The organism is Hymenobacter coalescens, assembly GCF_054783195.1.
The window spans coordinates 89,132-114,997 of sequence record NZ_BAAGRA010000019.1 but is presented as its reverse complement, the minus strand read 5'-3'; the positions used below and the strand labels follow the sequence as shown (position 1 = coordinate 114,997).

Here is a 25,866-nt window from a genome sequence, read left to right as displayed (position 1 = left end):
GGCCCCGTCGGTAGTCCGACGGGGCCGTGTGCTTTCGGCGCGGGCAACCGCCTGCAGTAGCACTGCGCGCTACTGCACCGCGCGGGTACAGCGGCGAGGGGCTTTGCGTGTGCGTAGGCTCATACGGCCCGGCCATACCAAGCACGCGGAGCCCGCGCCGCCGGGAGGCCGTTTCCAGGCGCAGGCCACGCGGGGCCACATGCGTCCGTCGTGCACGGTTAGGCGGCCGGCTTCGGTTTCGGCGGGCAATTCGCGCCGGCGCGGCCAGGCGACCGGCAGACGCGGCAGGGCCAGCGCCCCGGCGTGGCGTACCTGTCTGGTGATTTGCGTATTTTCGGCAGCCCGCACTATGCTCCTGCCCTCTCCACCTGCTTTTGTGTCCCGCCCGATTCGCCTCACGTGGCTGCCGCTGGCCCTGTGCCTGCTGCTGCATTTGCCGTCCCGGGCCGCCGCCCAGGCGGCGCCCGAGGCCCGGCTGGTGCCTTACCGCAAGGGGGCCCAGTGGGGCTACGCCGACCGCCGCGGGCGCGTGGTGCTACCGCTGCGCTACGACGAGGCCGGGCCCTTCGTGGATGAAATAGCCTGGGTGCGCGTGGGCCAGCGCTACGGCTACATCGACGGGGCCGGCAACCCCGTCACGCCCGTGCAGTACGAGCGGGCCGGCACCTTCCGCAACGGCCGGGCCACCGTGGCGCTGCCCGGTGGCGAAGCCTTCGATATCGGCCCCTCGGGCCAGCGCCTGAGCACTCCGCCCGAGGTACTGGAAGAAGACTTTTTGGCCCAGGGCGACCCGGTGCGGCAAAACGGCAAGGTGGGCTTCCGCTTCACGGTGGGCTCGGCTGTGGTGCCGCCCGTGTACGACGAAGTGCGCGACCTGTACCATGCCGGGCTGGTGCTGGTGCGCCAGGGCCCGAAGTGGGGCGTGGTGGACAACCGCGGCCGCCTGCGCCTGGCCCCTGAATACGATGCCATTCGCGCCGTGGAGCAAAACGGCTATCAGCTGCCCATCGTGGAGCAGCAGGGCCGCTTTGGCTACCTCGGCCCCGACGGCAAGCTGCTGGTGGAGCCCAAGTACGCCGCCGCCGAACCTTTTGAGGCCGGCGTAGCCCGCGTGACGACGGTGGCGGGCCAGACGGGCTACATCGACAGCGCCGGCCGCGAATACTTCGAGTAGCGCGGCCAGCGAATACGGTCACGCGCGGCTGTAGCGTTGAGCCAGCGAAGTTAGATTGTTCGCTCAATGCTGCACGCACTGCCCATCACCAACGTCCGCCTGCTGGCTTGCCCCGAGGACTGGGCCGGCATGACGCCCACCGCGCAGGGCCGCCACTGCGCCGCCTGCAACCGCGAGGCTATAGACTTCACCCAGGCATCGGCCGCTGAGCTGGCCGTCGTCCGCGACGCGACCCCTGACGGGCGCGTGTGCGGACGGCTGCTGGGCGGCCGGCCACTACGCCTGGGTCTGTGGGCGCGGGGGTTTGTGGTGGGGCTGATGCTGGTATTCGGGCAGGGACTAACGGCGCGGGAGGCCGTAGCGCAAGCAAAGAAAACCGCTAAACCCGCGTCCGGTACTGCTCGCCGGCCCGGGGCTGCCACCCCGCGCCGCGCCGTGGAGGCCATCGACCATAGTCCGCAAGTCGGGACCGGGCTGATTACTGTGACCGTGGCCTCCCACAGCATGCCGCCCGCCCCTATCGATACAGTCCAGATCTATACTTACGTGGAGCAGATGCCACTGCCACCCGGCGGGATGGAGGCGCTGGTGGCCGTCCTGCGGCGCCCACTGGTGGCCGGAGGGCCGGCCGGCAGGGTGTTCGTCGGCTTCGTGGTGGAGCCGGATGGGCGGCTGACGCAGGTGCGCCTGATCAAGGGCCTGACCGCTGCGGCCGATACCGAAGCCCTGCGGCTGGTGCAGCAGCTACCGCGGCCCTGGGCGCCGGGCCGCCAGAACGGCGTACGGGTGCGGGTGCAGTACACGGTGCTGGTGACGTTTGGGGCCGACAAGCCGTAAGGCTCGGGTCGGTAGGCAGCAGCAGCTTGCTGCTTGGGGTTAGCCCCCTAGCATTCCACCCGGAAAGTCTTAAACTTATACCCGCACACCCGCGCTGCCGTACCACAGCCGCTACCCATCTTCCGAACCCTACCCCGGCCATGATCTTCACCCCGAGCCCCATGCTGCTCAAGCTGCTCTACACACGTGGCAGCCTGCACAACCTCCCCGACAACGGCGGCGTCGCCTTCTCCCTCAAAAACCGCCTCGACACGGTGCGCCTCACCCGCCTCGACCAAGTGCGCGTGGACGGCCGCACCCTCGGCCCCGAGCAGGTAACGCTGGACCTGGGCGACGGCAACGTGCGCCCGGCCACCGAGCTGGGCGAAGACGGCGGCGTCGACTTCCCGGTGGGCCAGAGCATCACCATCCGGCTGCACACCGAGCCGCTGCCCGAGGGCATGCACCCGGTGCACCTGCAGTTTCAGACCGACCCCTTCGGCGAGCTGAACGTGGAGGTGGAAGACGCCATTGTGCACCAGGAAAACTCCCGGGTGCGCATCCCGCGGCAGGAGCAGGACGATTACTCCGAAGCCGCCATCAAGGCCCGGCAGCGATTCGCCCAGGAGTTCAGCGGGCAGGAGTTTGAACACCTGACCAAGTACTCCTTCGACCCGCACATGCTGCAGGGCAACTGCGAGCATTTCACCGGCGTGGCCCAGATTCCCATCGGGCTGGCCGGCCCGTTGCGCGTCAACGGGGAGCACGCCCAGGGCGACTTCCTCATCCCGATGGCCACCACCGAGGGCACCCTAGTAGCCAGCTACAACCGCGGCATGCAGGTGATGAACCTCTGTGGCGGCGTGAAGTGCACCGTCATCGGCGACGCCATGCAGCGGGCCCCGGTGTTCGTGTTCGACGACGCGCGCGGCGCCCGCGACTTTGCCCAGTGGATCGAGCAGGAAATCGGGCCCATCCGGGCCGAGGCCGAGTGCACCTCGCGCGTGGCCAAGCTGCAGTACATCGACACCTACCTGGCCAACAAATTCGCCTACCTGCGCTTCAACTACAGCACCGGCGACGCGGCCGGGCAGAACATGGTGGGCCGGGCCACTTTCGCGGCCTGCTCCTGGGTGCTGGAAAACTACAAGGGCGCCCCCATTCGGCACTTCTACCTGGAGTCGAACTTCGCCACCGACAAGAAAGCCTCGCAGATCAACGTGATGCGCACCCGCGGCAAGCGCGTGGTGGCCGAGGCCGTCATCAAGCGCGACATCCTGCAGCAGCGCATGCGCGTGACGCCCGAGCAGCTGGCCTACCACGGGCAGGTAAGCAACGTGGGCGCCTTCCTCTCCGGGGCCAACAACAACGGCGCGCACTCGGCCAACGGCATCACGGCCATGTTCATCGCCACCGGGCAGGACGTGGCCAACGTGTCGGAGTCGTCGGCGGGGGTGGTGTACTCCGAAGTGACGCCTGAAAAAGATCTGTACCTGAGCATCACCATTCCCTCGCTCATCGTGGCCACGCACGGCGGCGGCACCGGCCTGGCTACCCAGAATGAGTGCCTGCGCATGCTGGGCTGCGTGGGCCGCGGCACCGTCAACAAGTTCGCCGAAATCGTGGCCGGTGTGGTGCTGGCCGGCGAGCTGAGCCTGGCCGCCGCCATCAGCTCCTCCGACTGGGTCAGCTCGCACGAGCAGTACGGCCGCAACCGGTAATAGCTCGAATGAGGAATGAGGAGGGACGAGACGAATGAAAAATGCCCGGCGGCCAGATGCGGCGCCGGGCATTTTTCACTTGTTTCCCGTCCTTCTGCCTTCAGTTACAAAGGGTCGGCCGTGACTTTGAATTTGTAATTGATGCGCATGTTAGTGCTCTGCGTGGTGGCGCCGCGGAAAGTTGGCTCCACGGTCAGGGCGTAGGTTTGCGCTTTCAGGTACTTGTCCATCTTCGTGTCGTTCGTTTCAAGGCGGATGGTCGTAACGCCGCGCGGCACGTTGGTCAGCGAGGCCATCTTCACCTTGTCGGTGCCCTGCGCATCGGTGCTGATGTAGAAGCTCACGCTTTCGAGAAAGTCAAAGTTGGCGCCGGCCGGCCCTTCGATGGCCAGCGTCAGCTCGTCGAGCTTGACATCCTTCACCAAGTTGGCGGCGGTGTTGGCCTTGCGAAACTCCTCGGTAGCGTCGGTGCTCGTGGTGAAGGGCGGAGCAGCCACCGTTTGCCCGCTCAGCACGGCCGGCACCATGGGCAGCGAAAACGCGTAGTCGTCGGCGATGTAGAAGGTCAGCAGCTTGTCGACTTCCTTCTCCACTTTTTTGCAGCCGCCCAGGCTCAATACAGTAACCGCCGTCAGGAACAGTAAGAATTTTCTCATACCAGAAGTGAGGGTTGAAATAGTGCGGTTAAGGTACAGGATTTGATGGCATCAGTCCTATTTCCTGGGCGCTCTGAACCGCGCGCCAACGCCAACGCGCCCGCCCGGCCGGCACGAAGCCAACCGAACGGGCGCGGCACTGGCAGCGGACCGGAATACTTACAGCGGGTCGGCCGTCACCTTGAATTTCGAGTCGGCGCGCAGGTTGATGTCCTGCGACACGGCCCGGCGTATCTTGGCCTCGGTGGTGAGCGTGTAGCTCGCGGCCTTCAGGTACTTATCCAGCTTGGTGCCGCTGGACGTCAGCTCGATGACGCGCACGCCCTGGGGCACGCTGGCCAGCGACGCCAGCGGTACGCGGTCGTTCTGATCGGTGCTGATGTAGAGGGTGATGCTCTCGAGGAAGTCGAAATTGGCCGTGCTCGGGTCGGTGATGGTGAGCGTGAGCTTGTTCAGGCTCACGTCCTTCACCAAGTCGGCGCGGGTGTCCTCGTTCTTGAAGCGCTCCTCGGACCGGGTGCTGACGGCAACCGGCGCAATGGGCAGCGTGGAACCGATGGGCAGGCCGCTGCCGGCCACGCGAATGTTCTGGGAATCTTCGATGTAGAAGGTCAGCAGCTTGTCGACCTTCTCGCAGGCCGTGACGCCCAGCAGGAGCACGGCGGCAAACAGAAACAGGATTTTTTTCATGTGTAGGAAAGAAATGTGGCGCAACATACGGAACCCCGCCGGGGCAGGGTTTCGCCTCAACGGGGTCCGGTAGTCGATTCGTTCCGTAGTCCTAACGCACAGTGAAATGGTGAAATGGCGAGGTGGTAAACCGGTGAGTTCCGTTCTGGCTTTCCAACCGTCAGCTCCCCGTTCACCGCCTGCTTATTTCACCGCCTCAGTCCATCATGTCGGCGGGCTTGGGGCCGGCGTGCGGGTAGTCGGGGTTCCAGCTCAGGGGGTAGCCGGTGTCCTCGTACTGCAGGGCCACATCGGTGAGATAAAGCGGGCGGAAGGTGTCCACCATCACGGCCAGCTCGTGGGTTTCTTTCTTGCCGATGCTGGCCTCCACCGTGCCCGGGTGCGGGCCGTGCGGCAGCCCGGAGGGGTGCAGCGTGAACGAGGCCAAATCCACGCCGCGCCGCGACATGAAGTTGCCGGCCACGTAGTACAGCACCTCGTCGGAGTCCACGTTGGAGTGGTTGTAGGGCGCCGGAATGGCCTCGGGGTGGTAGTCGAACAGCCGCGGCACGAAGGAGCAGATGACGAAGTTGTGGGCCTCGAACTGCTGGTGCACGGGTGGCGGCTGGTGAATGCGGCCGGTAATGGGCTCGAAGTCGTGGATGCTGATGGCGTAGGGGAAGAAGAACCCATCCCAGCCCACCACGTCGAAGGGCGAGTGGGTGTACACCAGCTCGTGCAGGGCGCCTTCGCGCTTCACCAGCACCCGGTACTCGTCGCGCGCGGGGTCCTCGGTGACCAGCTCGTGGGGCGGGCGAATGTCCCGCTCGCAGTAGGGAGAGTGTTCCAGCAGTTGCCCGAAGTGGTTGCGGTAGCGCCGGCACGTCTCCACCGGGCTGAACGACTCGATGATGAGCAGGCGCACCGGCTCGTCCTCGAAGTGAAACTGGTGAATGATGGTGCGCGGAATAACGATGTAGTCGCCGGGCTCAAACGCGACCTTGCCCAGCTGGCTCCACAGCTCGCCGCGGCCTTCGTGCACGAAGATGACCTCGTCGGCCAGGGCGTTCTTGTAGTAGTAGTCCATGCGCCGCTGCGAGGGGTTGCAGATGCTCAGCATCACGTCGGCGTTGCCCATCATGGTCTGCCGGGCCGCCAGGTAATCGGTACCGGTGCTGGTCTGGGGCAGGGTGCGCAGGTGGGTGGGCTGCAGCGGGCGGTCCTTCAGCAGCCGGGGCGCGTAGGGCTGGGGCGTGCCCACGCGCTTGATCTGGGTGGGCGGGTGCTGGTGGTAGAGCAGCGACGAGACGCCGTGGAAGCCCAAGGTGCCCACCAGCTGCTCGGCGTAGAGCGAGCCGTCGGGTTGGCGGAATTGGGTATGGCGCTTGCGCGGAATCTGACCGAGGCGGTGGTAATACGGCATAATCAGACAAGAAACGGGGTGGGAATGCGGCCGGCGGCCGGGGGCGGTGAAGGTACGAAAAAGCCGTGCGGAGCGGCTACGGCCGGCCCGCCCATTCTGCGCTGCCAGCGCCGGCTTTCACATCAATATGCTATTTCACGCCCCCGCCCAGCGCCCTTATTTGCAGCGGCTTTACCTGACCTCGCTGCCATGCTGCTCCGCCCCTCTGCCCGCTACCTGCTCGCGTTTGCGCTGGCCGTGCTCGTTTTCACCGAGCTGCACGAACTGGCGCACCTGAGCGTGCTGGGCCGCGTGTGCGGCTGCTTCGGCCCGCGCGACTTCAACGAGTGGCAGAGCTGTGCCACCTGCGCCCACCCCGCCCTGAGCTACCTGGCTACCGCGGCGGGCCCCCTGTTTTCGTACCTGATGATGTGGCTGGGCGTGGCGTTGCTCGGCGCCGGCACCGCGGCCCGCCGCAGCCTGGGCTTCACGCTGATTTTCGCCAACCTCCCCTTCGCCCGCCTGTTCACGGCGCTGCTGGGCGGCGGCGACGAGCTGACCATCGTGCGCACCGTGTTTGCCGACAGCATCCACCTGAGCACTTACCGGGTGCTGATGACGGCCGTGGTGGCGGCCCTCTCCGTTCCGCCCATGCTGCTGGCCTACCGCCGCATTCGCAATCCGCGGCCCTGGCGCTGGCTGCTGGGCTTCGCCGTCGGGCCGCTGCTGTTCGAGTTCGGCTACCTGTTTCAGCTGATGAACGGCCTGCTTCACCGGGGCCTGCTGGCCGAGCCCTGGGCCCTGGGTACGCCCGCGCTGATCTGGGGGCATACGGCCCTGTGCGCGGTGCTGCTGCTGGCACTGCGCCGGGCGCCGGCCACCCTCGAGGGCGGAGCGGAGCGGCCGCTGCAGCCGGTGGGCGCCGCCCCGGCCGTAGCCGGTGCAGTGTAGCCGGCACCGGGGAGCCACCTAAGCAACTGGTTTTTGGTCGTTTCGGCCCGGGTGGCGAACTTGGGGCAGCCAAGGCCGGGCCCGCATGCAAACGCTGCGGCGCCCGCCGGCTTGCTTTCCTTTCCCCAAACGATGAGCGACAACCGCGTGCGCATCCTGCTGGTCGAAGACGAGGCCGTGCTGGCCCTCGACCTGAGCGAGCTGCTGGAAGCCGAGGGCTACGCCGTGGTAGGCCCCGCACGCAACGGCCCCCGGGCCCTGGAGCTGGCCGCGCAGCAGCCCGTCGACCTGCTGCTCTGCGACATCAACATTCAGGGCGAGTGGGACGGCATCGAAACGGCTACCCGGCTGCAGGCCCGCCGCCCGGTCCCGGTTATCTACCTGACGGCCCTCGGCGACAAGGAAACCGTGGACCGCGCCCTGCAAACCCGCCCGGCCGCCTACCTCACCAAGCCCGTGTCGGTGGCCGGCCTGCGCGCCGCCGTGGAGTTGGCGCTGCGCTCCTTTGCGCCGCCCCTGGCCGCCGTGGCGCCCCCGGCCGTGCCGCCCGACCGGGAGCCGCTGACCCGCGAGTCCATTCTCAAGCTCGACGAGCACGTGTTCATCAAGCACAATTACCAGTTTGTGCGCGTGCCCCTGGCCGATATTCTGCTGCTGGAAGCCGACAACACCTACACCACGCTGGTGACGGCGGCGCGCAAGTACGCCCTGCGCCTGCCGCTGGGCACCGTGCTCGAGCGGCTGGGCGTGCCGCAGCTGGTGCGGGTGCACCGCTCCCACGCCGTCAACATCAGCCAGGTGGAGTCGTTCAGCGAAACCGAAGCTACTGTATCGGGCCAGGCCGTCCCACTGGGCCGCCAGTACAAGGAGGCCTTCCTGCAGCACTTTCAGTACCGCTGATTTCGCCGGCCTACCAAACCCGGTTGTTCACTGCTGCCCGGCCGCTGCTCACGCCCCAGCGGCGGCGGCCGGCAGCGGCGGCTTTTACCTTGCACCCGCGGCCGGACTTCGCCGGCGCCCGATGTTTACGTTCATGCGTCCGTGGTTTTCGCTTTGCTGCCTGGGTCTGCTGCTCGCCGCCCCCGGCCCAGCCGGCGCCGTACCCCCCGCCGATACGGCCCAGGTGCGCCGCTGGAGCCGGCAGGCCCGGCAGGAGCTGTTCAGCCGCAACGACTCGGCGCTGCGGCGCAGCCGGCGCATCATCGGCGCGGCGCGGCAGCTGGCGTTTCCCGAAGGGCTGGCGCAGGGCTACCTGCTGCTGGGCAGCGCGCTGCGCAACAAAAGCGCGTTCGACTCCAGCCTCTACTACGGGCAGCAGGCGCTGACGCTGTTTGAGCGGCAGGCCGACGCCGGCGGGCAGGCCGCGGCCTACAACCTGATGGCGCAGACCTACAAGCGCCTCGGCGATGCGCAGGCGGTGCCGGTGCTCACGCGGCGCGCCCTGCGCCTGGCCCACCAAGCCGCCGCGGCCGCCCGCCGCAGCGGGCAGTACTCGGAGCTGAGCCGGGCCTTTCTTACCCAGGGCATCGTGTACCGCGACCTGAACCAGCTGGACTCGGCCCGCCAGTGCTACCTGCGGGCCATGAACGTGGAGCAGCGTCACCGGCCGCAGCCTTCTTTTTTGCCGGTGTGCTACGCCAACTACGGGCAGTTTCTGATGGACAGCGGCGCGGATCTGGCAGAGGCCATCCGTTACTTCCAGCGCGCCATTCCGCTGTACGAGCAGCAGAATAACCGCAACGGCCTTGAGCACGCCTACCGCAACCTGAGCTGGGCCTACCGCCAGCAGCAGCGCCCCGGCCCGGCTATCGAGGCGGCCGAACGCAGCCTCGCCCTGGGCCGCGCCTCCGGCGACCCGCACCGCCTCTGTAACTCCCTGCAGGCGGCCTACCTGGCCTACCGCGCCGCCGGCCGGTACCAGCGCGCCGTGGAGCTGCTCGAGGAGTGGAAAAAACGCCAGGACGCGCTGGTCAGCGTGGACATTACCCGGGCCGTGGCCTCGGTGGAAGCCGCCTACGCGGCCGAGAAAAAGGAGGCGCAGATTGCCCACCTCGCCGAGGCCAACGCCAGCCAGCGGCGGCAGCTGTGGGGCCTGGGCGCGGGGGCCGGCCTGCTGCTGCTCCTGCTGGGCGTGTCGGGGTGGCAGCAGCGCGTCATCCGGCGCACCAACGGCCGCCTGCGCGCTACCAACGACACGATTTCCGCGCAGCACCAGCGCATCAGCGAGCAGGCCGCCCGGCTCACCGTGCTCATGAAGGAGCTGCACCACCGCGTCAAAAACAACCTGGCCATCGTATCCAGCCTGCTGCGGCTGCAATCGAACCGCCTCACCGACGCGGGCGCCGTGCGGGCCGTGCGCGAAGGCCAGCAGCGCGTGGAGGCCATGGCCCTGATTCACCAGCGCCTCTACCAGACCGACCACCTGGGCAGCGTGGACATGCACGCCTACGTGCACGACTTGGCGGGCGGGCTGCTGGCCGCCTACGGCCACACGCCGGCGCAGTTCGAGCTGACTGTGGACGTGCGCCACCCCCACCTCGACGTGGACTGGGCCGTGCCCCTGGGCCTTATTTTGAATGAGCTGCTGACCAACGCCTTCAAGTACGCCTACGCCGATGCCGAACGGCCCGCGCTGCGCGTGTATTTCGGGCCCGACGCGGCCGGTGACCTGGTGCTGGAAGTGCAGGACAACGGCCCCGGCCTGCCGCCGGCCGCCGGCGTGGCCACGCGCTCCTTCGGGCGCAGGCTAGTGGCCTCGCTGGCCGAGCAGCTGGGCGGGCAGCTGGAACAGTACAACCACCACGGGGCCTGCTACCGTTTGCGGCTGCCTTCGGTACCGGCGGCCGTCCACCCCGAAGCGCTGCAGGCGGTGCCGGCTTAGCAAGGGTGCAAACAGGCCACGATTGGTTTTTGCGGACCGCAAATTTCCGGCTGGCCGGGTGCCTAATCCGCCGCTCCGCTCAGGGCGAGCTTGGCGTTGGCGTCCTGCAGGGTTTGCAGGGCCTGTTTCAACTCGTGGTCCTGGTCGCGCAGCACGGCGAAGTACGCGTCCTTGCCGTACGCGCTGCGGGCCACCAGCGCCTTGAGCTGGTGCCGGAGCGCGGGCGTACAGCGGTGCAGGGCGGCCGGATTGGCCCGGATGCCTTCCTGCGCGCCGCGGGCGGCCAGGGCCTGCAGCTGGATGTCGCTGATGTCGAAGGAGCGGTGAAACTGCTCGAAGGTGAGCTGCTCCAGTTCCTCGCGGTGCTCCTGGTAAAGCGTGAGGGCAAACTCGCGCACCAGGTTGGCGCCCTGCAGGCGGGCGTAGTAGCGATTCTGCGTGGTGCTGTCGCGCGGCACGAACACGTCGGGCATGATGCCGCCGCCGCCGTACACCGTGCGGCCGCGCGCGGTGCGGAAGCGCAGGTGCGGCGCAAAGTGGATGCTGTCGGCGTGGAAGGCTTCGCCGCGGGCGTAGCGCTCCTGAATGTCGCGGTCGTAGGCGGCCACGCCGTCGCGGTAGGGCTTCTGGATGCTGCGGCCCGAGGGCGTGTAGTAACGCGCGATGGTCAGGCGCAGCTCCGAGCCGTCGCCCAGCGTGATGGGCTGCTGCACCAGCCCCTTGCCGAAGGAGCGGCGGCCCACCACCAGGGCGCGGTCCTGATCCTGCAGGGCACCGGCCAGCACTTCAGAGGCCGAGGCGCTGCCCTCGTCCACCACCACGACCAGCGGCCCGTCCTCAAACTCGCCCGCCACCCGCGAAAACGTCTGGGTGTCGTATTGGTCGCCCTTGCCGTCGGTGTACACAATTTTGCGCGTGCCGCCGATAAACTCGTCGGCCATCTTGGTGGCGCGGTCGAGGTAGCCGCCGGGGTTGCCGCGTAGGTCGAGCACCAGCCGCGTCATGCCCTCGCGCCGCAGCCGGCTCAGGGCTTCCTTGAACTCCTCGTAAGTGCCGGCGGCAAAGCGGCTAACCTTGATGTAGCCCGTCTGCCCGTCGGCGAGCAGCGCGGCCACGTCCACCGAGGTGTTTGGAATGCGGTTGCGGGTGAGGGCGAAGGTAAACGGCCGGCCCTGCCCGCGGCGCAGCACCAGCAGCCGCACGGTGCTGCCGCGGGGCCCGCGCAGCCGCGCAAACACCTGCTCGTTGGTCAGGTGCTGCCCCGATACGCTTTGCCCGTCGACGGCCAGCAGCCGGTCGCCGGGGTGCAGGCCGGCCTGCTCGGCCGGGCCGCCGCTGAGCGGGGCCACCACCGTCACGGTGTCGCGAAACAGGTTGAACTCCACCCCTACCCCGTCGTAGTCGCTTTGCAGAAAGGCTGCGGCCTGCTGTTGCTCCTTGGCCGGGATGTACACCGAGTGCGGATCCAGCTTTTCCAGCATGCGCTTGATGGCGTAGTCCGACAGCTCCTCGGCGTTGACCGAGTCCACGTAGTCGCGGTCGACGTAGCTCAGGATTTCCTTGAACTTCAGGTAGCCGCGCGCGGTGGCGTCGGAGTTCTGATCGGACGGCCGGAAGGGGTTCGAGCCCAGCAGCACCCCGCTCAGCAGCGCCGCGCCGAGCAGCAACGGCTGCCGCCAGCGCTGCCACAGGCGCCGCGCCGGACGCACGGCCGCCGGGTCCGGCGACGAAGCTTCGGGGCGGGAAGCGGGGTTCATAGCGGAAGCGGGCGAGGAGAAGTGGGCGATAAGGCGCGGGCTGAGTCTCAGAATACTAGTCAAATTTACTTCAACTATTCCGAGACGATTGGGCCGGGGCGGCCAGCAAGTCTATTTTCCAATAAAAAGACAATGCTATATCCGATTAAACCAAGCGCCAGGAGCTCAGCGGCAGCCGCGGAGCAAAGGTCGTACTACCAGCCCCGGACGTCAATCACCTAATAGGGCGGCCCGCAGCTGGCGTCAGAGCGCTGCCTCATGCGTTATCGGGCCATCATACCGGCCGCGCTCCGGTCAGTTGCGGGGCGGGGTACTACCCGCCAGCCTCCTCTTCCTCCCGGCGTACCGGCACTTCCAGCGTGACGGTGGTGCCGCGGCCGGGGGCGGCGTCGAAGTAAGCCTGGCCGCCGAGGTAGGCCATGCGGGTGTGCACGTTGAGCAAGCCAATGCCGGCTTCTGGGCCCAGCGCCCGGGGGTCGAAGCCGATGCCGTTGTCCTCAACGACCACCGTCAGCCATTCCTCGTTCTGCACCAGCTGCACGGTAACTTCGGTGGCGTGGGCGTGCCGCACGATGTTTTGCAGCAATTCCTGGATGACGCGAAACAGCACGCTTTCCACCGTGGTATCCAGGCGCTCGGGCAGGCCGTGGGCATCCACGGTCACGCGCAAGGGGCCGGCGGCGGGCAAGCGGGTAGAAAAATCGCGCACGGCCTGGGGCAGCCCGCGCCGGGTCAGGGCACTGGGTGTGAGGTTGTGGGAAATGCTGCGTACCTCCCGGAAAGACTCGTTGACGATTTCCACCGCGTTGTCGAGCAGCGGCTGGTGGCCGTTGAGCTGGCCGTTCAGCTCGCGGCGCAGCTGCTGGTGCAGGGCGTGCAGGTTCAGCTTGGCGGCCGAAAGCAGCTGGCCGATGCCATCGTGCAAATCGGAGCCGATGCGGCGGCGCTCTTTTTCCTCGGCCTCCAGCACGGCCGCGTGGCGCTGCCGCTCCAGCCGCTCCCGCTCCCGCGCAAACTCCACTTCGCGGCGCAGGCGGCGCCGGTTCAGCAGCAGGTACAATAAGAGGCCCAACAGCGCGGTCATGATGAGCGCGACCAGCAGCACGTTTTGCCGGCGCGCAGCGGCAGCCTTCAGCTGCTGTTCCGCTTCTTCCTGCTCGCGCATCTGTTCCTCGAAGGCCAGAGCCTGCACATAGGCCACCTTGCGCTGGCTGAAGAGGCTGTCGCGCGTGGCCACGGCGGCCTGCAGAAACCGGTAAGCCGTGGCGGCGTCGCCGCGGGCGGCGTGGATTTCGGCCAGGTAGCTGCTGGCATCCGACACGCCCTTGGCGTAGCGGCGGCTTTGGCTGGCCTGCAGCGCCTGCCGGGCCAGGGCCAGGGCCTGCGCGGGCCGGTGGTTGGCGCTGGCCAGCCGCGCCAGGCCCAGGTAGGAGCGGCACAGCGCGTACGACACGGGCATGGCGCGCGCCCGCTCGATGGATTGCCAGTAGTAGCGGCGGGCGGCGGCGGTATCGCCGCGCTGCACTTCCACGTCGCCGAGCAAGGCCAAATCGCCGATTTCGCTGTGCAAGTCGCCGAAGCGCAGGTCGAACTCGTAGCCGCGGCGGATGTAGTGCAGGGCCGAATCGGTGCGGCCGGCCTGCAGGTGCGCCTGCCCCATGTTGCCCAGAATCGGGGTGAGCAGCACGTAGTCGCGCTTCTGCTCGGCCAGCTTCTGGGCACGCCGGTAGTAGCGCAGGGCCGCTACGTGGTTGCCCTGCTCGGCGTAGGCGTAACCGATGGCGTTATCGGCGTGAATCAGGCCGCCGGTAAACCGCACGGCTTCGGCCAGGCGCCGGGCCTGCAGTTGGATGTGAACGGCCGTGGGGTAGTCGCCGGCGCGCAGAAAAGCCCAGCCCAGCATCAGGCGCGCCCGGCACTCGCCCCGGGGCTGCCCCAGCTGCCGCGCCAGGCGCAGGCCCTGCTGCCCGTACCGGATGGCTTCGAGCGGGTCGTCGTCGGTACGCTCCCAGGCCAGCTGAATCAGCAGCTCCACGCGGTTGGTATCGGGGCGGCTCGTGGCCAGCAGGCGGCGCAGGCTGTCGGCGCGGGCATCGGGGCCGGCGGCCCGGGCAGGGCCAGCCAGCAGTAGGGCGGCTACCAGCGCGAGCCAGCACCAACCGCTCCGGGACCTAGCCTGCCAATGAGCTAAACCGTGTTTCACCTTGCTTTTTGCCTTGGAATCAAGCCCCAGAAAATCTGAATTTAACGATAAATCCGTTTTCTGCTCCACCCAACCAGGCCGGCGCGGGCCGGAGGGTCGCCCCGCGCCCGGTGGGCTGCCGGTAGCGCGCGCGGCGACGTGGCGGGCCGTTCGACAACGGGCCGCGGAGAAGGGCAACGAAAAGCAGCGTGCAAACAAGGTGTGTTCGGGATGGTAGCGGGCAGGGGAATCCCGCAACTGGCTAAAACTAGTTAAAAGGAATGCGTCTAACCGATAAAGTATTATTGTTTCTTCGTTTTCAGCAAGATCGATGTGCCGGTTGGCGGTAGCGGCGGGCCACCGCAATCTGCCCGGCTGGCCCGGCCGCATATCCACTGCCGGCCGGGCGCCGTATCTTTGCCGGGTCGGCACCCTGCGGGAGCCGGTTGTTTTCATCGTCAAGCTCTTTTATGGCCCGCCTTCTTGCCATCGACTACGGCCACAAGCGCGTGGGGCTGGCCGTCACCGACCCGCTGCAGCTCATTGCCACGCCGCTGGACACGATTCACAGCAAGGACCTGTTCGAGTTCGTGAAGAAGTACCACCAGCAGGAAGGCGGGCTGGCCGCCATCGTCATCGGCATGCCGCGCACGCTCCTGAACGAGGCCACCGACTCGACCTCCGCCGTGGTGGGCGTGGTGCGCAAGCTGCGCCGCGAGCTGCCCGAGGTGCCCGTGCACGAGGTGGACGAGCGGTTTACTTCCCGCATGGCGCACCAGGCCATGCGCGACGGCGGCCTGGGCCAGAAAGCCCGCCGCGACAAAGCCCTGGTGGACCGCGTCAGCGCCACCATCATTCTGCAATCTTTTCTCGATTCTCGCCCCGTATGATTTACCCCATCGTGGCCTACGGTGACCCGGTGCTCAAAGCCCGCGCCAAGGACATCCCGGCCGATTTTCCGGCGGCTGAGCTGCAAAAGCTCGTCGCCGATATGTACGAAACCATGTACTACGCCCACGGCGTGGGCCTCGCGGCCCCGCAGATTGGCAAGAGTGTGCGCCTGTTCGTCATCGACTCGGCCCCGATGGTGGACGACGACGAGGACGACGACGCGCCGGCCGAAACGGGCATCAAGCGCGTGTTCATCAACCCGGTGCTGCTGCAGGAAAGCGGCGAGGAATGGCCTTTTGAGGAAGGCTGCCTGAGCATTCCCGGCATTCGGGAGCGGGTGTTTCGCCAGCCTGACATCGTGCTGCGCTACGAGGACGAAAATCGGCAGGTGCACGAGGAAGCCTTCACGGGCATGACGGCCCGCGTGATTCAGCACGAGTACGACCACCTGGAAGGCGTGCTGTTCACCGACAAGATTTCAGCCTTCAAAAAGCAGATTATCAAGAGCAAGCTCACGCGCATCGCTAAGGGCGACGCCAAGGCCGACTACCGCATGCGCTTTGCGGGGCAGCGCGGGCGATAAGCCAGCTGCTGTTTCTATCTTACCAGCCCAGCCAGAGGAATCCGGCTGGGTTGTTTTTTTAGGCTTCTTTTGCTTGTGAGTCAATTCCGTAGCTTTCTGCTCGGGCTGTGCGCCTGCGGCTTGTTAACCTGCCAAAGGGGGCGCCCCGACGATGGACTGGTAGCCCCCGGCGCGCCAAGCCTGCCCAGTGCGGGTACCTTGGGTACCGCTTCGCCGCAACTGCTTGAATCTGCTTTCAGGGCTGGTACCGAAGTGCGACAGGATTCAGCCACCCTGCGCTTGAAGCCGTTGTTTTTAGGGAACCTACCTATTACCTCTGGTCGCATTGTGGCTTACGACGGGGTTGCGGGAGGTCGGGCATTTGCTCAGCAGTTTCCGCGGGGCAGCTTCCCGGTTGAGTTAGCCTTGGCCCAGTTTGCCGACGGCGACGAGCGGGTGGCCTTTGCTCGCATCCGGTTTTCAAACCGACCGGTACACCACTGGCAAATGGCCGTGTGGCCCGGGCAACAGCCCCAGCCCATCAACGGGCAGGCCTACTACGGCTACGGCGTGGACGCAGGCATGGGGTTGTTCATGGACGAACAGGCGATGCTCGTCCTTGACCAGCGGCTACGCCAAACCCAGAACAGCTGGGAGCAAATCTTCATCACCAGCTTTGCATTCGAGGGTCCTACGCCACGTCAAGGCTTTCTGTATCGCGTCGCGGGGCAAACCCTCGCCGCATTTATGAGCGGTTTCGGCGATGGTTCTTACGCCAGCTACATCGGCTTCGACACGGCCGGACAACCCTGCCGCCTTTTAACTGATTTTCAAGTCATCAACTGGCAAACAAATTAACTTTGGCGTTGCCCAAACTATCTCGCTATGCTTCGCCGCCCTGTTTCCACCGGTTTCCTGGCTCTGCTGCTGTGGCTGGCACCACCGCAGCCCGACTCCCGCGCCTGGGGCTTTTTCGGGCACCGCAGCATCAACCGACTGGCAGTATTCACCCTGCCACCCGAAATGGTGGGCTTTTATAAAAGCCGCATCGAGTACCTGACGGTGCAGGCCACGCGGCCCGACTCGCGCCGCAACGTGGTGCCCGGCGAGGCGCCGCGCCACTTCATCGATTTGGACGTGTACGGCGACTCGGCCGCCTACAAGCTGCCGCGCAGCTACGCCGACGCCGTGGCCCGCTTCGGGGAAGATTCGCTGCAGCGCCACGGCATCGTACCCTGGCACGTGGTGCGCATGAAAGGCCAGCTGACCGAGGCCTTTCGCAGCCGCGACGCGGAGCGCATCATCAGCCTCTCGGCCGACCTGGGGCACTACGTGGCCGACGCCTGCGTGCCGCTGCACACCACCCACAACTACAACGGGCAGCTCACCGGGCAGCGCGGCATTCACGGGCTGTGGGAGTCGCGGCTGCCCGAGCTGCTGGCCTCGGGCTACGACTTTTTTACCGGGCCGGCGCCCTACCTGCCCAAGCCTACCGACGCCATCTGGGGCGTGGTGGCCCGCTCCAGCGCCGCCGTCGACTCGGTGCTGCGCTTCGAGCGGGAGGTGACGCAGCAGCTGCCGACGGACCAGAAATACGGCTTCGAGGAGCGCGGCGGCCGCACCATGCGGGTGTACTCGCAGGAGTTCAGCCGCGCGTACCACCAGCGCCTGGGCGGGCAGGTAGAGCGGCAGATGCGCCTGGCCGTGCGCATGGTGGGCGCCTTCTGGTACACATGCTGGGTGGATGCCGGCCAGCCCGACCTGCGCAACCTGCCCAAGCTCACGGAGGCGCAGGCGCGGCAGCTGGCGCAGCAGGACCAGGAAGAAAAAGCCGCGCCGGCAGTGGAAACCCGCGGCCACGTGGACTAGGCTGAGGCCGGCCCGGCACCCCAGCAGTTCTCTTGCCGGTGCCGCACTCCCGTTTTGCCGCCTCGGCCGGCTGCTATATTTACGACCCTTTTTATCTGCCTATTTCGATGACGGCGTCTTCAATCCCCAAGCTGGTGGCCGCTGGTGCCATGGCCTTACTCACCCATTCGGCGGCGCTGGCCCAACAATCCTTTTACCGACCCGGCTACGTGGTGCTGGCCGCCGCGCCCGCCGATACCGTGCGCGGCGAGGTGGATCTGTTCAAGGCCGACCGCGCGCAGCCCGAGGTGCACTTCCGCACCGCCGCTGCTGCGGACGTCCGCGTGTACGGCCTCGGCGACCTGCTGGCCGCCGGCGACGACAGCGGCCTGCACGTGCGCCGCTGCACCGTACCCAGAGGCGAAGCCAACGTGCCGGCCCTGCTGCAGGTAATGGTGGCGGGCCGCGCCAGCCTGTATCTGGACCCAACCGGTAAGCTCCCCGCCACTTATTACCTCGATAAACCCGGCGTAGCACCTATGCCGCTGAAGCCCGGGCAGTTCGCGCAGGTGTTGCAAACCTCCTTTGCCGATTGCCCGACGGTGAACACGCAAGTGGCATACGCGGGCAAATACGTGTACTCGGCCGAGTCGCTGCGCCGGTACGTCGTCAACTACAACCGGTGCGTGTTCCCGACGGCCCCCGTCCGCGTGCAGCCGCTCGCCCCCAAGCAGACCGTGAGCCGGCATGACCGCAACCGGGAGCGGATACGGCTGGGCATGCAGCTCGGCGCTGCGCAGGTGTACATGTACTACCCCTTCACCTCTCAGAAGAAAGCCGTGGCGGGGCCGGTCACACCCACTTTCGGAGTGCTGCTGACGCTGCCCCTCTCCAATTACTTTGGCTTTGTCACCGGCATCACGCATAGCAGCTTCCGCTCCGACAACACTATTGAGCGCCCCCTGGACGGCATGACCCACATCCGGGCTACCCGCTACCAGACCGAAGGCTCGCTGCTGCGCTGGCCGCTCACGGCGCGTGTTACGCTGCGCCGACCCGAAAGCAGCTGGCGGCCTTACGCGCAGGGCGGCATTCAGATGAGCTACCTGCTCAATGCCCAGATGTTTCGCAAGACCTACTACGTAGACAAGGACCCCGAATCGTCGCTGGACTCCGCTAACGGCCTGGGTCGTGGCCTATTCGCGGAAACGGGCATGCTGTTTCACTGCGGCTCGGCCCAGCTCGGCGCGGGCGCGCGGTTTGAATCGACCAGCGGGTTTCCGGTGCGCGGACGCGCCTTCCTTACCAACTTCCGCCAGGTGAGCCTCGGGCTGACGTATTACCACTAGGCGCGAGGGGCACCGGCAGCCCACGCGCAGGCCGGCAGCACCGAGCAGCAGCTTTACCGGGTGGCCGCTTGCCCCACTTTTACTCCACTGATTGTACCCATGAAAGCCCTCACCACCGTCTTGCTGCTCTTTGTTTCCAACCTGTTCATGACCTTCGCGTGGTACGGGCACCTGTACTTCAAGAAGCTGCCGTGGTTTGCCAAAACCGGGCTGATTGGGGTCGTGCTGCTGAGCTGGGGGCTGGCCCTGTTCGAGTACGCCTTTCAGGTGCCGGCCAACCGCATCGGCTTTGCCGACAACGGCGGCCCGTTCAACCTGTTCCAGCTCAAGGTCATTCAGGAAGTCATCACGCTGACGGTGTTCACGCTGTGCGCCGTGTTCGTGTTCAAGTCCGACAAGCTGGCGTGGAATCACCTGGTAGGTTTCGGGCTGCTGGTGGCGGCGGTGTACGTCATCTTCCGCAAGTGGTAAGCGCCTGCACCGGCCCCGCCTGAGGCCCTTGCCGCGACCATAAAAAAAGCCCCCGCTTTATAAGCGGGGGCTTTTTGCTGCCTCGGTGGTGTCGTTACTGGGCCGCCGTGAGCCGGAGCACCTCGGTGCGGCCGTCGTGCTGCAGGTGCAGGGTGTAGAGGCCGGCCGGCAGCGCGGGCAGCTGCAGCCGCAGCTCGGCCGCGCCGGCGGCCACCGGCCGCTCCAGTTGCTGCACCAGCTGACCCAGGCCGTTGTACACGCGTACCGTGGCCCGCTGCGGCCGGGCCGTTTCGAACCGGACCGTTAGCTCGCGCGCAAACGGGTTTGGGAAAGCGGCGGTGGTAGCGGCCGGGCGGTGGTCGGCGGCCTTCAGGATGCTGGCAAAGGGGCGCAGGCTGCCCCAGGTTTCGGTGCCGGTGCTGGTGGGCAGGTTCACCTTGCGGTAGCCGATGAGCGTGTTGTAATAAGTGTAGTAGATGCCGCTCGTGCAGGACAGCACCTGCCCCAGCCCCACGGCGTAGCTGGCCGTGGTCCCGTTGTCGAGGATGTCGCTCATTTCCACGCTGTCGGCGGGCGTCGCCGACGGACATACCTGCCGCGTGATGGTGTTCTGCACGTTGCGGCCGTGAAAGTTGGCCGTGCGTACCCCGGCCAGCGTGAGGTTGCGCCACACCACCGTGCCGCTGGTAAGCGTGTGCGTGAGCAGGGCCAGCGGGTTTTCGTCGTTGACCGCCACCGCCAAGCTGTGCACCGAGCCGGGCGTGAGCGTGGTGCCGGGCGTGTTCTGGCAGAAGCCGCCCGGGGCCGAGGGCGAGCCGTAATTGCGCGTGAGCACGCGGCGCCAGATGGTGTAGCGCACGGTATCGGCGGCGCGGCTGAGCGTGCGCGTGAGTACGCTGTCCCGCACCCAGCTTTCCGAGCAGATGGAGCCCGTTTGGGTGCCTTCCTGCTTGTTGTAGCGCAGAAATACGTCGCCGGGCTGGAAGTCGTACATGGCGGCCGGGCCAACGGCGGGCTGCCCGAGCCAGCGCCCACCCGTGCCCAGGGCCGTGAGCGTGAGGCGGCGCGGCGGCTGCCCGTTCAGGTAGCTGCCCAGCGCCGGGCCTTCGATGAAGCCGTACGTTTTGCTCAGCCGCAGCGTCTGCCCGTCGGAAAAAGTGATGGTGGTGATGGAGTCGCTCACGCCGAGCACCGTGCCCACGCCGCGGGCGGTGGTGCGGGCCGTGAGGCCGGCGGCGGTGGCCGCCCACGGCTGGTTGAGCGGGGCCTGCGTCTTGAGCAGCAGCGTGCGCCCGTTGGCCGCGCGCAGCAGGTACTCGTGGCGCCGGAAGCCGATGGTAACGGTGGCCCCGAACAGGCCGTCGGGCCGCAGCACGTGACTCAGCCACGGGCACGTGGTGGGGCGGGCCGGCACGCGCACCGTCCGGCCGTTGAAGCGGCCCAGCGAATCGGGCGCGGGGTGCGGGCCCGCGTAGCTCAGGCGCACGGTGTGGGTGGTGTCGCCGGCGGTGCCCGCTTCGGCAAACTGGTACACTACCCCCGGCCGCAGCAGGGGCCGGTAAATGGTTTGGGCCCGGGCCCCGAAGGCCAGGCACGCCAGGGCCAGGCAGGCGTATAGGTGTTTCATGACAAGCAGATAAAATGAGGCGAACAATACGGCTGCAGATTACGCAAAACAAATCTGACTGGCAAGTAAATGCCGCCGTACAACCCGGGTCCGGGGCCTGCGTACCTAGCGCGTTGCACGCCTGCTTCCCTCCGTTTATATGACCCGTTTTTTCCGCCTCTCGCTGGGCTTCTTGTTGCTTGTACTTGCCACCCTGCCCCGCCCGGTCCTCGCCCAGAAAGTAGGCCTGGTGCTCAGCGGCGGCGGCGCCAAGGGCCTGGCCCACGTGGGCGTGCTCAAGGTGCTGGAGAAAAACCAAATTCCCATCGACTACATCGTAGGCACGAGCATGGGCGCCATCGTGGGCGCGCTGTACGCCTCGGGCTATTCGCCCCGCGAAATCGAGGAAATCGTCATCAGCCCCGAGTTTCAGGACTGGGTAACGGGCCGCCCGCTCGAGGGCAAGGTGTTCAATTACTACGACGCCGACCCCTCGCCCGCGGCCCTGCACCTGCGCCTGGCCCTCGACTCGACCCTGAAAGCGCGCGTGACGCCCAAGCTGGTGGACGACGTGACGCTGAACTACGTGCTGGCCACGATGCTGGCGCCGGCCGGTGCCATTTCGGGCTACGACTTCAACAAGCTGCTGGTGCCCTACCGCGCGGTGGCCTCCGAAGTGTTTACCCGCGAGCGGGTGGTGCAGCGCAGCGGCTCCCTGTCCGACGCGGTGCGCAATTCCATGGCCTACCCGCTGGCTTTCCGCCCCATCCGCCAGCCCGACGGCCGCTACCTCTTCGACGGGGCCGTGGTCGATAACTTTCCCACCGGCGTGATGCGCGACGAGTTCAAGCCCGACGTCATCATCGGCGTAAACGTGGGCGACGTGGCCTTCGGCAAATACCCCACCGGCAAGGACGACCAGCTGCTCACCGGCACCCTCATCTTCCTCGGCTCGAACGCGGCCGATACGCTCTCGGTGGGGCGCAACGGGGTGTTTATCCAGCCCAACCTGGAAGGCCTGACCGCCGGCGACTTCGGCAAGGTGAAGAAGTTCATCGACCTGGGCGAGCAAGCCGCCACCGAAAAGCTGGCCGTGGCCCTGCGCCGCATTCCGCGCCGCGAAGACACGCTGGCGCTGCAGCAACGCCGCCGCGAGTTCCAGAACCGGGCGCCCAAGCCCGAGTTCAAGGACATCCGAGTGCAGGGCATTCCGCAAATGCAGCAGGGCTTCGTCACGAAGTTTTTCCGCCGCACGGGTTCCACGTACACGCCCTCCGACATCGAGGAGGGCTACTACCGGCTGGTCAACAACGACTTCTTCAACAACGTGTACCCGCGCATCCGCTACGACCGGAAGCTGGAGGGCTACGTGCTGAGCGTGGACGCGCGCCAGAACTCCAACCTGACCACCGACCTGGGCGTGCTGCTCTCCACGCGCTCCATGAGCAACTTCTACCTCGGCGGCGCCTACCGCTACCTGAACCGCTACCTCTACACCGTCAAGGCCGACGCCACCATCGGGCGCTTCTACAACGGGGCGGAGGGCTCGTTCCGGGTGAGCATCCCCGGCCGCGTGCCGTTCTACGTCGAGCCGACCGTCATCTTCAACAACTTCAACTTCCAGGATACGGGCGGGCTGATCGGCACCGGGCGGGCAGCTCAGAACACGGCCCTGCAGCAGCGCGACCTGAAAACCTTCGTGCAGGTGGGCATCAGCCCGAACTACCGCAGCCGCTACGTGCTCAGCTTCGGGGCCTTCACCAACCGCGACCGGTTTGCCAACACCGACGAAATCAGCACCAACGAGGATTTCGACCAGAGCCGCTTCCAGGGCTTCACCGGGGCCTTGGCTTTTCAGCGCAACTCCCTGAACCGCCGGCAGTACGCCACCAAGGGGCGCCGGGCCGAGTTCAGCTTCCGCGCCGTAACGGGCCAGGAGAAATACGAGCCCGGCTCCACGGCCGAAGACCTGATCGGCCGCACCCGCAACCACCGCTGGCTCAAGGGCACGCTGTTTACGGAGCAGTACTTCAGCCTGAACAAGGCCGATACCGTGGGCGCGCGCACCCACGCCTGGGGCTTCATGACGGAACTGGTGGCCACCACCCAGGGCGTATTTTCAACCTACCGCTCCACGCTCACCATTTCGCCGGCTTTCCTGCCGCTGCCCGACTCGCGCACCATCTTCCTCGACAACTACCGCGGCACGGCCTACGCGGCGGGCGGCCTGCGCTACGTGCGCGGCATTGCCGGCACGCTGGAGTGGCGCACCGAAGCGTACGTGCACGCCTTCGTGCGGCCCTGGGACCGGCGCGACGACAACCCCTTGCTAGCCCAGCGCACCAACTTTCTGAGCCGCCCCTACCTGACGGTGATGACCGGCCTGCAGTACCAGACGCCGGTGGGGCCCGCGGCCCTGCAGTTCATCCACTACGACGAGCGGGACCACCAGTTCGGCGTGTTTGCCCACATCGGCTACGTACTGTTCCGCGACCGGGCCCTGGACTAGCCCCGCCCCCCCCGCGCGTGCCACCGGCCGCCACTTCCCGCTTCGGCGGCTGAAGCGGCGGCCGGCGTCGTTATGCGCGCCCACGGCCCGGCCGGCAACGCCGCGTTGCCGGCCGGGCCGTGGCCTTACCAAATGCCGCTGTTGACCGCCCACCAGCCGCCGTTGACTGCCATTGGCCCGCCGCGCCCGCGCGCAAAGCCCTTCTTTGCGCAGCGTCCGAAAAAGCCGCTCCCTGGCCTCAACGCGCGGCGGCCCCACTTTTTCCGGGGCCTGCCGGCCACCAGGCTTTCCGTTCCCTGGCCCCTCGCTTGTTTTTCCTTATGGCTTCAGCGAAATATAGCCCGCGCAAATTGTTTTTAATCCATCTATTTTTAGCACATTTACGACCCCGATTGTGCTTTACGCGGCTGCCTTATTGGCAAAAGCCCGCTTAAATCGCCGTTGTGTTTACCGCTCGGATACGCTGCCGCCGCCCCGGCGCCGGACGCCCCCGACGGCCCCGCCCGCCTGCCCCCGCCTTGCCTACCTATTGCAACGAGCTGACTTCCCGACGGGCCTGCGCCCCTCGGCTGGCCGTGCATTTCCCGCCTGCAAAGGCTGTTTCCATCCACTTTCTCCTTTCCAACACCCCTTTCTATGGACCCAATTCTGGGAGAAATCCGCGCCGTCGGATTCAATTTCGCCCCGCGGGGCTGGGCTATCTGCGACGGTTCGCTGCTGGCGATTCGCTCCAACACGGCCCTGTTTGCGCTGCTGGGCACGCAGTACGGCGGCGACGGTAAAACCACGTTTGCCCTGCCCGACCTGCGCGGCCGCGCCATCGTGGATGCCGGCGCTGGCCCCGGGCTGACCGCGTACTTCCCCGGCACGATGACCGGCACGGAAACGGTAGCGCTGACTCCCGACCAGATGCCGGCGCACGTGCACGCCCTCGAGGCCACGCTGAACGTGAATGCCACGGGCTCGAACGCCAGCTCGCCCGCCAATGCCTACCTGAGCGACACGACCGACAACCAGTACGGCGAATTTGCGGGCAGCGGCACCATGGCGGCGGGCTCGGTCAAGGGCGTGTGCGCCTCCGTGGGCACCTCGCAGCCCCACGAAAACCGCCAGCCTTTCCTGGTGCTCAACTACGTCATTGCCCTGCAGGGCATTTTCCCGCAGCGCCCCTAATCGTTTCGCCTTTCCCCCTCTTTTTCGCCCGTTTACCATGGATAATTACGTCGGAGAAATCCGCATTTTCGCCGGCAACTTTGCCCCGGTCGGTTGGCTGTTCTGCCAGGGCCAGCTGCTGTCCATTGCCGAATACGAAGCACTGTATACGCTGCTGGGCACCACCTACGGCGGCGACGGGCAGAGCACCTTTGCCCTGCCCAACATGGCCAGCCGCGTAGCCGTGGGCCAGGGCCAGGCACCGGGGCTGTCGCCTTACACCATCGGGCAGATGATGGGCACCGAGACCGTCACGCTCAGCGCCCTGCAGCTGGCGGCGCACCAGCACCCCATCAGCGGCACCGTCAACGTGCTCACGGGGGCCCCCACCGGCCAGACCAGCCCCGACAACGCCTACTTCGGCGACAAAGGCGCGGCGGCCTACAACAGCGCGCCGGGCACGGCTACGCTGGCCCCGGGCGCCGTGACGGGCCAGACCAGCCTGGCCGGGGGCGCGCAGCCCCACAAGAACATTCAGCCGGTCACGGCCATCAACTACATCATCGCCACCGAAGGCGTGTACCCGCAGCGGGACTAAGCGACGCCGCGCTCTTTCCTCCTTTTTTTTCCTTCTTCCGATATGGATCCATTTATTGGCGAAATCCGCCTCATGGGCTTCGACTTCCCGCCGAAAGGCTGGCTGTTCTGCCAGGGCCAGACGCTTCCGATCAACCAGAACCAGGCCCTGTTTTCGCTGCTCGGCACGCAGTACGGCGGCGACGGCGTGCAGACGTTTAAGCTGCCCGACCTGCGCGGCCGCGTAGCGCTGGGCATGGGCGCCGGCCCCGGCCTCGCTACCTACACGCTGGGCCAGGTGGGCGGCGCCGAAACCGTGGCCCTGACCCCGGCGCAGCTGCCGGCGCACGACCACACGTTCACGGGCACGATCAAGACCTGCGCCGCCGCGGAGGGCAACCAGCCCAGCGGGTACTTCCCCGCCCCGGCGGGCGTCACGCAGTACTCCGCCGGCGCCTCGAACGCCGCGATGGGCGGCAACGCCCTGGCGGGCAGCACCTCGACCGCGGGCGGCTCGCAGCCCCACGAGAACCGCCAGCCGATGATAGTGATGAACTACGCCATTGCCGTGCAGGGCATCTTCCCGTCGCGCAGCTAACGGCCGCATCCTTCCCTTTGCAGCAACCGCGCTGGCCGCCGGGGCCGTGGCCCGCCGGGCGGCCAGCGCGGCTTGTTTGCCGCTTGCTTTTCTCT

At 66.8% G+C, this 25,866-nt stretch carries 22 protein-coding genes; 16 read left to right on the top strand and 6 right to left on the bottom strand.

Annotation, left to right across the window (positions count from 1 at the left end):
• Positions 1-376 precede the first annotated feature (376 nt).
• The 3 genes from ACYVKQ_RS16940 to ACYVKQ_RS16930 all read left to right on the top strand — a co-directional run bounded on the left by ACYVKQ_RS16940 (position 377) and on the right by ACYVKQ_RS16930 (position 3,711).
• Complete coding sequence (locus ACYVKQ_RS16940; protein WP_460676534.1) at positions 377-1,174, top strand: WG repeat-containing protein; 798 nt, start codon at positions 377-379, stop codon at positions 1,172-1,174.
• A gap of 66 nt (positions 1,175-1,240) precedes the next feature.
• Positions 1,241-2,011: a TonB family protein gene (locus tag ACYVKQ_RS16935; protein WP_460676533.1), complete on the top strand. Its 771-nt coding sequence runs from the start codon at positions 1,241-1,243 to the stop codon at positions 2,009-2,011.
• Between the two features lie 140 nt (positions 2,012-2,151).
• Positions 2,152-3,711, top strand: coding sequence for a hydroxymethylglutaryl-CoA reductase (locus tag ACYVKQ_RS16930; RefSeq protein ID WP_460676532.1), 1,560 nt, complete (start codon positions 2,152-2,154; stop codon positions 3,709-3,711).
• Positions 3,712-3,815: 104 nt separating this feature from the next.
• Here the strand turns inward: ACYVKQ_RS16930 and ACYVKQ_RS16925 are convergent, their stop codons facing one another.
• From ACYVKQ_RS16925 to ACYVKQ_RS16915, 3 genes are all read right to left on the bottom strand, one after another.
• Positions 3,816-4,367 carry a hypothetical protein gene (locus ACYVKQ_RS16925; protein ID WP_460676531.1) on the bottom strand — a complete coding sequence of 184 codons (552 nt, stop codon included), beginning with the start codon at positions 4,365-4,367 and terminating at the stop codon, positions 3,816-3,818.
• Between the two features lie 159 nt (positions 4,368-4,526).
• Positions 4,527-5,057: a hypothetical protein gene (locus ACYVKQ_RS16920; protein ID WP_460676530.1), complete on the bottom strand. Its 531-nt coding sequence runs from the start codon at positions 5,055-5,057 to the stop codon at positions 4,527-4,529.
• Positions 5,058-5,253: 196 nt separating this feature from the next.
• Complete coding sequence (locus tag ACYVKQ_RS16915; RefSeq protein ID WP_460676529.1) at positions 5,254-6,459, bottom strand: homogentisate 1,2-dioxygenase; 1,206 nt, start codon at positions 6,457-6,459, stop codon at positions 5,254-5,256.
• Positions 6,460-6,648: 189 nt separating this feature from the next.
• On the opposite strand from ACYVKQ_RS16915, the gene ACYVKQ_RS16910 reads away from it, so the two are divergent.
• The 3 genes from ACYVKQ_RS16910 to ACYVKQ_RS16900 all read left to right on the top strand — a co-directional run bounded on the left by ACYVKQ_RS16910 (position 6,649) and on the right by ACYVKQ_RS16900 (position 10,270).
• The gene (locus ACYVKQ_RS16910; protein WP_460676528.1) at positions 6,649-7,389 is read left to right on the top strand and encodes a hypothetical protein; all 741 of its coding nucleotides are present in this window, start codon (positions 6,649-6,651) and stop codon (positions 7,387-7,389) included.
• A gap of 132 nt (positions 7,390-7,521) precedes the next feature.
• Positions 7,522-8,289, top strand: coding sequence for a response regulator (locus ACYVKQ_RS16905; protein WP_460676527.1), 768 nt, complete (start codon positions 7,522-7,524; stop codon positions 8,287-8,289).
• Between the two features lie 133 nt (positions 8,290-8,422).
• The gene (locus ACYVKQ_RS16900) at positions 8,423-10,270 is read left to right on the top strand and encodes a sensor histidine kinase (RefSeq protein WP_460676526.1); all 1,848 of its coding nucleotides are present in this window, start codon (positions 8,423-8,425) and stop codon (positions 10,268-10,270) included.
• 62 nt (positions 10,271-10,332) lie between these two features.
• On the opposite strand, the gene ACYVKQ_RS16895 is transcribed toward ACYVKQ_RS16900, so the two are convergent.
• Together ACYVKQ_RS16895 and ACYVKQ_RS16890 are read right to left on the bottom strand one after the other, a co-directional pair.
• Positions 10,333-12,027: a S41 family peptidase gene (locus ACYVKQ_RS16895; RefSeq protein ID WP_460676525.1), complete on the bottom strand. Its 1,695-nt coding sequence runs from the start codon at positions 12,025-12,027 to the stop codon at positions 10,333-10,335.
• A gap of 313 nt (positions 12,028-12,340) precedes the next feature.
• Positions 12,341-14,230, bottom strand: a complete 1,890-nt coding sequence (locus tag ACYVKQ_RS16890; RefSeq protein ID WP_460676524.1) for a tetratricopeptide repeat-containing sensor histidine kinase — start codon at positions 14,228-14,230, stop codon at positions 12,341-12,343.
• Between the two features lie 449 nt (positions 14,231-14,679).
• Here ACYVKQ_RS16890 and ruvX point away from each other — a divergent pair, with 449 nt between their 5' ends.
• The 6 genes from ruvX to ACYVKQ_RS16860 all read left to right on the top strand — a co-directional run bounded on the left by ruvX (position 14,680) and on the right by ACYVKQ_RS16860 (position 19,330).
• Entirely contained in the window at positions 14,680-15,099 is a 420-nt protein-coding gene (gene ruvX, locus ACYVKQ_RS16885) for a Holliday junction resolvase RuvX (RefSeq protein ID WP_460676523.1), read from the top strand.
• The gene (gene def, locus ACYVKQ_RS16880; protein ID WP_460676522.1) at positions 15,096-15,683 is read left to right on the top strand and encodes a peptide deformylase; all 588 of its coding nucleotides are present in this window, start codon (positions 15,096-15,098) and stop codon (positions 15,681-15,683) included. The genes ruvX and def overlap by 4 nt, the downstream gene beginning before the upstream one ends.
• A gap of 75 nt (positions 15,684-15,758) precedes the next feature.
• Positions 15,759-16,520 carry a DUF4241 domain-containing protein gene (locus ACYVKQ_RS16875; RefSeq protein WP_460676521.1) on the top strand — a complete coding sequence of 254 codons (762 nt, stop codon included), beginning with the start codon at positions 15,759-15,761 and terminating at the stop codon, positions 16,518-16,520.
• 27 nt (positions 16,521-16,547) lie between these two features.
• Positions 16,548-17,531: a zinc dependent phospholipase C family protein gene (locus ACYVKQ_RS16870; protein WP_460676520.1), complete on the top strand. Its 984-nt coding sequence runs from the start codon at positions 16,548-16,550 to the stop codon at positions 17,529-17,531.
• Positions 17,532-17,638: 107 nt separating this feature from the next.
• The gene (locus ACYVKQ_RS16865; protein ID WP_460676519.1) at positions 17,639-18,859 is read left to right on the top strand and encodes a hypothetical protein; all 1,221 of its coding nucleotides are present in this window, start codon (positions 17,639-17,641) and stop codon (positions 18,857-18,859) included.
• Positions 18,860-18,958: 99 nt separating this feature from the next.
• On the top strand, positions 18,959-19,330 hold the full coding sequence (locus ACYVKQ_RS16860) for a DMT family protein (RefSeq protein WP_460676518.1): 372 nt from the start codon (positions 18,959-18,961) through the stop codon (positions 19,328-19,330).
• Positions 19,331-19,424: 94 nt separating this feature from the next.
• Here ACYVKQ_RS16860 and ACYVKQ_RS16855 read toward each other — a convergent pair whose 3' ends face one another.
• Positions 19,425-20,957 carry a T9SS type A sorting domain-containing protein gene (locus ACYVKQ_RS16855; RefSeq protein ID WP_460676517.1) on the bottom strand — a complete coding sequence of 511 codons (1,533 nt, stop codon included), beginning with the start codon at positions 20,955-20,957 and terminating at the stop codon, positions 19,425-19,427.
• A gap of 139 nt (positions 20,958-21,096) precedes the next feature.
• Here ACYVKQ_RS16855 and ACYVKQ_RS16850 point away from each other — a divergent pair, with 139 nt between their 5' ends.
• The 4 genes from ACYVKQ_RS16850 to ACYVKQ_RS16835 all read left to right on the top strand — a co-directional run bounded on the left by ACYVKQ_RS16850 (position 21,097) and on the right by ACYVKQ_RS16835 (position 25,771).
• A complete protein-coding gene (locus ACYVKQ_RS16850) occupies positions 21,097-23,445 on the top strand; it encodes a patatin-like phospholipase family protein (protein WP_460676516.1) in 2,349 nt (782 codons plus the stop codon).
• 636 nt (positions 23,446-24,081) lie between these two features.
• Positions 24,082-24,618, top strand: a complete 537-nt coding sequence (locus tag ACYVKQ_RS16845; RefSeq protein WP_460676515.1) for a phage tail protein — start codon at positions 24,082-24,084, stop codon at positions 24,616-24,618.
• Positions 24,619-24,655: 37 nt separating this feature from the next.
• Positions 24,656-25,195: a phage tail protein gene (locus tag ACYVKQ_RS16840; protein ID WP_460676514.1), complete on the top strand. Its 540-nt coding sequence runs from the start codon at positions 24,656-24,658 to the stop codon at positions 25,193-25,195.
• Between the two features lie 42 nt (positions 25,196-25,237).
• Complete coding sequence (locus tag ACYVKQ_RS16835; RefSeq protein WP_460676513.1) at positions 25,238-25,771, top strand: phage tail protein; 534 nt, start codon at positions 25,238-25,240, stop codon at positions 25,769-25,771.
• Positions 25,772-25,866: the final 95 nt, after the last annotated feature.